A 7,334-nucleotide genomic window follows, 5' to 3' on the forward strand; every position below is an offset into this window, starting at 1 on the left:
GACCGCGGTCGCCGCCCCGCTCACCGCCGCGCTCGCCGCCGCGCTCGCCCCGGTCCCGTCGGCCGCCACCGCCGCCTTCGCCGCCGCCGGCGCCGGGCCGGGCGACCTCGTCGTCGAGCCGCAGGGTCAGCCCGATCCGCTTGCGCGGCACGTCGACCGAGGTGACCCGGACGCGGACGATGTCCCCGGGCTTGACCACCTCGCGCGGGTCCTTGACGAAGTTCTTCGACAGGGCCGAGACGTGCACCAGGCCGTCCTGGTGGACGCCGATGTCGACGAAGGCGCCGAACGCGGCGACGTTGGTGACCACGCCCTCCAGCACCATGCCGGTCTCCAGGTCGCCGATCTTGTCGACGCCCTCCTTGAAGGTGGCGGTCCGGAAGGCCGGCCGCGGGTCGCGCCCGGGCTTGTCGAGCTCGCCGAGGATGTCGGTGACGGTCGGCACGCCGAAGGTGTCGTCGGCGAAGTCGGCCGGGCGCAGCGCCCGCAGGGCGGCGCCGTTGCCGATCAGGGCGCGCAGGTCGCCGCCGGTGGCGGTGAGGATCCGGCGGACCACCGGGTACGCCTCGGGGTGGACGGCGGAGGCGTCCAGCGGGTCGTCGCCGTCGGGGATCCGCAGGAAGCCGGCGCACTGCTCGAAGGCCTTCGGGCCGAGCCGGGCGACGTCCTTGAGCGCCTTGCGGGTGCGGAACGGCCCGTTGGCATCGCGGTGCGCGACGATGTTGTCGGCGAGCGTGCCGGTGATGCCGGAGACCCGGGTCAGCAGCGGCGCGGAGGCGGTGTTGACGTCCACGCCGACGGCGTTGACGCAGTCCTCGACCACGGCGTCCAGCGAGCGCGAGAGCTTCAGTTCGCTGAGGTCGTGCTGGTACTGGCCGACGCCGATCGACTTGGGGTCGATCTTCACCAGTTCGGCCAGCGGGTCCTGGAGGCGGCGGGCGATGGAGACCGCGCCGCGGATGGACACGTCCAGGCCCGGGAGCTCCTGGGAGGCGAAGGCGGAGGCCGAGTACACGGACGCGCCCGCCTCGGAGACCATCACCTTGGTGAGCTTCAGCTCGGGGTGGCGCTTGATCAGGTCCTCGGCGAGCTTGTCGGTCTCGCGGGAGGCGGTGCCGTTGCCGATCGCGACCAGGTCGACCGCGTGCTTCTTCGCCAGCGCGGCCAGGGTCGCGATCGAGGCGTCCCACTTGTTGGCCGGCTGGTGCGGGTAGATCGTCTCGTACGCGACCACCTTGCCGGTGGCGTCAACGATCGCGACCTTGACTCCGGTGCGGAAGCCCGGGTCCAGGCCCATGGTGGCGCGGGTGCCGGCCGGGGCGGCGAGCAGCAGGTCGCGCAGGTTGGCGGCGAACACCCGGACCGCCTCGTCCTCGGCCTCCTGGCGCAGCCGGGTACGCAGGTCGATGCCGAGCCGGACCAGGATCCGGGTGCGCCAGGCCCAGCGCACCGTGTCGGTCAGCCACTTGTCGGCCGGGCGGCCGCGGTCGGCGACGCCGAAGCGGGCGGCGATCCGCTGCTCGTAGTCGCTCTCGCCGGGCAGGTCGCCGTCCTGGGCGTCGAACGGCGACAGTTCGAGGTCGAGGACCTCCTCCTTCTCGCCGCGCAGCATCGCGAGGATGCGGTGCGAGGGGAGCCGGGTGTAGGGCTCGGCGAAGTCGAAGTAGTCGGCGAACTTGGCGCCGTCCTGCTCCTTGCCCTCGCGGACGGTGGCGACCAGCCGGCCGCGGCTCCACATCCGCTCGCGCAGCGAGCCGACCAGGTCGGCGTCCTCGCCGAAGCGCTCGACCAGGATGGACCGGGCGCCGTCGAGCGCGGCGGCGGCGTCGGCCACCGACTCATTCAGGTACCCGGCGGCGAGCGCCTGCGGGTCCTGGGCTGGGTCGGCCAGCAGGGTGTCGGCGAGCGGTTCGAGGCCGGCCTCGCGGGCGATCTGTGCCTTGGTGCGCCGCTTGGGCTTGAACGGGAGGTAGATGTCCTCCAGCCGGGCCTTGGAGTCGGCGGCCAGGATCTGCGCGCGCAGGGGGTCGTCGAGCTTGCCCTGGGCCTCGATGGAGTCGAGGACGGCGGTGCGGCGCTCCTCCAGCTCGCGCAGGTAGCGCAGCCGCTCCTCGAGGGTGCGCAGCTGGGCGTCGTCCAGTGCCCCGGTCGCCTCCTTGCGGTAGCGGGCGATGAAGGGGACGGTGGAGCCGCCGTCGAGCAGGTCGACGGCCGCCTTCACCTGCCCCTCGCGGACGCCCAGCTCTTCGGCGATCTTGCGTTCGACTGGCATGGTCACGAAGCCGGTCACCTTCTCCTGAGTTCCCTACGCGGGTCGGCGCCGTGTACTGCGGCGCTCCGTCCGTCCGTCCGTGCGTTCCGTTCCGCCCTGCATTCTGGCAGGTGCCCGCCCTGATCCGGGCCCGGACCGGCCCGGCCGCCGGGTGTGGCGCCAGGGGCGGCGGTGGACCCCCGGGAAAATTCCGGTCACTTCGGTGCGACCGGACCGGCCGCAGATTCGTGTAGGTGTGCGAAGGCCCGTGAAGATGCGGGACCGCACGGCAGCGTGCGGCGGGACACCAGAGGATCAGCAGTGACAGAGGACTTCCGCGCCACCTTGAACGACGAGCTGGCCGAGCACATCGCTCCGCCGCTGGGCGACCTGGTGGCGGTCGCGGCCCGGCGGGGCCGCCGGGTGCGCCGGATGCGGGCCGTGGGGGCGGTGGCGGGGTCGGCGGTGGTGCTGGCCACCGCGGGCGTGTTCGTGCTCGGTCCGTACGGGGCCGGGCCGCGGCAGGCGGCACCGGTGGTGTCGGCGGCCGGGCAGGCGCCGTCCCTGCCGGGCCCGGTCGCGACGCCGGAGGTGGTCACCGGGTCGGCCACGCCCCGGCCGACCGCTCCGGGGTCGCCCACGCCCGGGTCGGCCCCCGCGCCCACCGTCACCCCCGCCGGGGACCGGGTGAACACCACCGGCGCCACGCTGCTGTCCGCCGTGCTCGGCGCGCTGCCGCCCGGGAGGACCGACCACTACGCGGCCACCAAGGACGGCCACGGCGTCCAGACCTACCTGGACGCCGGGCACGGCGTCGGGATGGTCCGGGTCTTCGTCGGTGTCGGGAAGGTGCCGACGGCCGGATGCCTGACGCCGCTCCCCAAGGGCGAGGACGCGGCGACCTGCTGGACCGACCGGCGCGGGCAGCCGGTCTGGGTGTCCACCGCGGACAGGGACAACTGCGTCGAGCAGATCGCGGTGCAGGTCGGCCATCCGGACGGCTCGGTGGTCCAGGTGAGCCTGGGCAGCTGCCTGGCCTGGAACGGCACCGCCAACCCGCGGGGGATCATGCCGCTGACCGTGTTCCAGGCCGTCGAACTGGCCGGTGACCCCTCCATCTCCGCCTGGACGGACAGCGCCCTCCTGAAGCTCGCCTCCGAGCGCTTCCCGGACCTGCCCGTGCTCGGCTGACCCACCACCCTCGGCCGCCCGCGCCCGGCGCGGCGACGGCCCCACCTCTCAGGAACAGCACAGATCGGGGGAGAACCGGTGCGTGATGACGCCGAGTTCACCGCATTCGCCGAAGCAGCCGCCGTCCGCCTGCGTCAGATCGCCTATCTGATGTGCCGGGACTGGCACCTGGCCCAGGACCTCACCCAGACCACGCTCACCAAGCTGTACGTGGCCTGGCACCGGGTCAACCACAAGGACGGCGACCCGTTCCTGTACGCCCGCAGGATCCTGCTCAACTCACTACTCGACCACCGGCGGCGGCGCAGCAGCACCGAACTGGCCGCCGACCGGCTGCCGGACCTGCCGCGGACCGCCGACCCGACGGACGTGCGGCTCACCCTGCTCGGCGCGCTGGCCCTGCTGCCGCGCCGCAGCCGGGCGATCGTGATCCTGCGCTACTGGGAGGACCACAGTGTCGCCGTGACCGCCGAGATCCTCGGTGTCAACGAGTCGGTGGTGAAGTCGCAGAGCATGCGCGCGCTCGCGACGCTGCGTGAACACCTTGGCGAGGACCGGGAGTTGTTCTTCTCCTGAGCCGGTGGCGGCGGGGCTACCAGATCGGCCGCAGCCGCCCGGAGGGGGCCAGCTTCAGCAGGTCGTCGCGCAGCGCCCGCAGCCGCTGTTCGCCGAGCGCCTCGGCCCACGGGCGGACGGCCTCGGCCGAGGCCTCCTCGGCCGCCCGGGTGCAGGCCCAGCCGCGTTCGGTGAGCACGACGAGCCGGGCCCGGGCGTCGTCGGGGTGCGGCCTGCGTTCGACGTAGCCCTTGCGGACCAGCTCCTCGACCATCTGGCTGGCGGCCTGCTTGGTCACCCCCAGGTGCTCGGCCAGCTCACCGACGCCGGCGCCGTCGGGGGCGAGCCGGACGAAGGCGAAGCCGTGCGCGGGGCGGAGGTCCTCGAAGCCCTGCGCCCTGACCCGTTCGTCGATGCCGCGTACCAGGTCGGCGGCGAGGCCGAGGAGCAGCGGGGGAAGGCTGAGGGCAACGGTCCGGTCCATGGGTGAAGTCTGCCAGCAGCCTTGACAGGATCGTCAAGGAGCTTGACCATATAGACAAGCTACTTGACCATATCGATCCAGGAGTCCACCGTGCCCGTCATCCGGTCCACCGAACCCATCACCCACGAGCTGCACGGCGCGCGCTTCCACTCGTACGCCACCGGGGCCACCGGCAGCACCGAACTGCGCTCCTGGCGCCTGGAGTTGCCCGCCGGGGTGGAAGGCGTGGAGCACACCGTCTCCCGGGAGGAGGTCTTCCTGGTGCTCAGCGGCGCCCCCAGGCTCTCGCTCGACGGCGAGGCCGCCGTCCTCGCGGCGGGCGACGTCGCCGTCGCCCCGGCCGGCAGCCGGCTGCGGATCGCCACCGGCGACACCCCGGCCACCGTCTGGGTGACCACCTCCGCCGGCCTCACCGCCACCCTCCCGGACGGCACCGTGATCAGCCCCCCGTGGGCCGCCTGACCCCGGCCGCACCGGACGCGGCCGGGGCCGCGCGGACCGCCCTAGCGGCCCCGGTACGGGAGGAGTTCCGCGCGCTTGGGCGGACGGCCGTCACCGGAGGAGCGGCCGGTCAGCCGGCGGCCGATCCACGGGCCGAGGTGCAGCCGCAGCCAGTGCAGGTCGGCGCGCAGCTTCTCCACCCGCCCGCGCGGGGCGGCCGGCGGCAGCGGGGCCCTCCAGTCGTGGTCCGCGGGCCGGCCGAGCGCCTCCAGTACGGCGGTGGCCACCCGGCGGTGGCCCTCCGGCGAGAGGTGCAGCCGGTCCTCGTCCCACAGCCGGCGGTCGTCGAAGCAGGGCGCCGAGAACAGGTCGACCACGGCCACCCGGCCCGGGTGCTGCGCCGCGAGCCGCTCGACGAAGGCCTTCATCCGCAGGATCGCGGGCAGCAGCCGCGCACCGCCGGCCAGCCGGCGGGCCGGATCGGTGCTGGTGAACATCACCACCGTGGCGCCGCCGGCCAGCAGCGCCTCGGCGGCCCGGCCGAGTTGCCGCTCGACCTCGGCGATGTCGCAGCCGGGCCGCAGCACATCGTTCAACCCGCCTGCCAGGGTGACCAGTTCGGCCCCCATTTCGGCGGCTGGGCCGATCTGGTCGGCGCAGATCTGACCGATCAGCTTGCCCCGGACGGCCAGGTTGGCGTACCGGAACTCCTGGTCGGGCCGTTCGGCGGCGAGCGCGTCGGCGACCCGGTCGGCCCAGCCCCGGAAGTGTCCGTCGGGGAGCAGTTCGTCGCACATGCCCTCGGTGAAGGAGTCCCCGACGGCGACGTAGCTGCGGTACACGGTGGCGGTGATGTTCTCCATGGCCCGTCGATCGTACGCGCACCCGGCCGGCGCCCGGCGGCCGGGCTACCCGGCGGTAGCGGCGGGGTACAGGCGGGCACCGCCGCCCTCGGCCGCCGAGATCAGCGCCCCGGCCAGCGCGGCCGGGTCCTGGAGCATCGGGTAGTGGCCGGTGGGCAGCTCGAAGAAGCTGGTGTCCGGCTCGGCGAGTTTGGCGAACCGCGGCTCGCCACCGGCGTGCAGCATCCTGGCCACCTCCAGGCTGAGGCCGTTGGCCAGGCAGAACACCCCGGTGGTGGGGACCTTGCGCCAGGCGCCGGTCAGCTCGACCGGCTGCCGGAAGGTCTCGACCGGGTGGGGGGTCGCCAGCTCGAAGTAGCGTTCGGCGGCCGCCTCGGGCAGCCCGGCGAGCGAACCCCAGCCCGGCCGCAGCAGGGCCGCCCGGTCCCCCGTCGGGAGCACGCCACCCGGCGGGACGTTCCGGATCCGGTCCCGGTGCCCCTCGTCCGGGAAGGTGTCGGCGAGCGACTCGCCGTCCTCGGGGATGCCGGTGTCGACGAAGACCAGCCGCGCCACCTGCCCGGGCGCCCGGTCGACGGCCCCGATCGCCGGGAAGATCCCGTAGCTGTGCGCCACCAGCACCGCCTGCGGCCCGGCGGCCGCCAGTGCCGCACCGACCGCCGCGGTGTGCCCGGCCAGGTCCGCCCCTGCCGTCTCGGCGGCCCGCTCGGCCAGCCCCGGCAGGGTCAGCGGCACCGCCCGGTGCCCCCGGGCCGCCAGCTCGGCGGCGGTCTCCTCCCACACCCACGCCCCCGAGAACGCCCCCGGCACCAGTACGAACGTCGTCATCCTCGGACCACCTCTCACTCGGCACGCCGCAACCGGCGTGGCCCGACCGTAGGACCTCCCGCAGGGGGAGATTCCACCGCGCGGGCCCGGCCGTGAGCCCGACGTCGAACCCCCGTCGCGCGCCTGAGGTGCCCCGGCCGGGGGCCGGCGGAGCGCCGCAGGAAAGGCTGGGGTCCGGGGCCGGCCCCGAGCGCATCTGTGCACGCCCGAATCACCCGGGCACGGCCCGGTGGGAGGCGATCCCGGCGCACACCCGGCCCGGCATCCCGACGCCGCGGGCTCGTCCGACGCGACTCCACGAGCGCGCCCTAGACTGGCCGCGGGGGCGTGCGGAGGGGCGTGCGGAAATGGGCGACGGGACCGGGCGGACGTACGGGATCGGTGAGCTGGCCGAGGCGGCCGGGGTCACCGTCAAGACGGTGCGCTTCTACTCCGACTCCGGGCTGCTGCCCGAGAGCGGCCGCAGCCCCGGCGGACACCGCCGCTACGGCGAGGCCGCCCTCGACCGGCTGCACACCGTCCGGCGGCTGCGCGCGCTGGGGATGGGACTGCCCGCGGTCGCGGAGGTACTCGGCGGACAGGTCGGTCCGGGCGAGGCGCTGGCCCGGGAACAGGCGGAGGTCGAACGCCGGCTGACCGACCTGCGCTGGCGCCGGGCCGCGCTGGCGGCCGTCGCCGAGCAGCCCGGCGCGCTCGCCCTGGTCGGTGACGCCCTGCGGAC

General features: G+C 74.6%; 8 protein-coding genes. 4 read left to right on the plus strand and 4 right to left on the minus strand.

What is annotated here, in order from left to right; all coding sequences use genetic code 11:
* Positions 1 to 2,272, minus strand: a 2,272-nt coding sequence (locus tag AA75_RS05865) for a Tex family protein (RefSeq protein WP_051811908.1), incomplete at its 3' end; no start/stop codon positions are given.
* A 300-nt stretch (positions 2,273 to 2,572) separates the two neighbouring features.
* On the opposite strand from AA75_RS05865, the gene AA75_RS05870 reads away from it, so the two are divergent.
* Together AA75_RS05870 and AA75_RS05875 are read left to right on the plus strand one after the other, a co-directional pair.
* Complete coding sequence (locus AA75_RS05870) at positions 2,573 to 3,442, plus strand: hypothetical protein (protein WP_051811905.1); 870 nt, start codon at positions 2,573 to 2,575, stop codon at positions 3,440 to 3,442.
* A 78-nt stretch (positions 3,443 to 3,520) separates the two neighbouring features.
* Positions 3,521 to 4,018 (plus strand): sigma-70 family RNA polymerase sigma factor, encoded by a 498-nt coding sequence (locus tag AA75_RS05875; RefSeq protein ID WP_033818692.1) that lies wholly within the window; start codon positions 3,521 to 3,523, stop codon positions 4,016 to 4,018.
* 16 nt (positions 4,019 to 4,034) lie between these two features.
* Here the strand turns inward: AA75_RS05875 and AA75_RS05880 are convergent, their stop codons facing one another.
* Positions 4,035 to 4,481 (minus strand): MarR family winged helix-turn-helix transcriptional regulator, encoded by a 447-nt coding sequence (locus AA75_RS05880; protein ID WP_033818693.1) that lies wholly within the window; start codon positions 4,479 to 4,481, stop codon positions 4,035 to 4,037.
* 90 nt (positions 4,482 to 4,571) lie between these two features.
* Between AA75_RS05880 and AA75_RS05885 the strand changes: the two genes are divergently transcribed.
* Positions 4,572 to 4,943, plus strand: a complete 372-nt coding sequence (locus AA75_RS05885; RefSeq protein ID WP_033818694.1) for a cupin domain-containing protein — start codon at positions 4,572 to 4,574, stop codon at positions 4,941 to 4,943.
* A 41-nt stretch (positions 4,944 to 4,984) separates the two neighbouring features.
* Here the strand turns inward: AA75_RS05885 and AA75_RS05890 are convergent, their stop codons facing one another.
* Positions 4,985 to 5,785, minus strand: coding sequence for an SGNH/GDSL hydrolase family protein (locus AA75_RS05890; RefSeq protein ID WP_033818695.1), 801 nt, complete (start codon positions 5,783 to 5,785; stop codon positions 4,985 to 4,987).
* Between the two features lie 45 nt (positions 5,786 to 5,830).
* Positions 5,831 to 6,613, minus strand: coding sequence for an alpha/beta fold hydrolase (locus tag AA75_RS05895; protein ID WP_033818696.1), 783 nt, complete (start codon positions 6,611 to 6,613; stop codon positions 5,831 to 5,833).
* Between the two features lie 347 nt (positions 6,614 to 6,960).
* Between AA75_RS05895 and AA75_RS05900 the strand changes: the two genes are divergently transcribed.
* A partial coding sequence (locus AA75_RS05900; protein ID WP_035980267.1) for a MerR family transcriptional regulator occupies positions 6,961 to 7,334 on the plus strand: 374 nt, incomplete at its 3' end.

This window comes from Kitasatospora sp. MBT63, assembly GCF_000710465.2.
Classification (GTDB): domain Bacteria; phylum Actinomycetota; class Actinomycetes; order Streptomycetales; family Streptomycetaceae; genus Kitasatospora.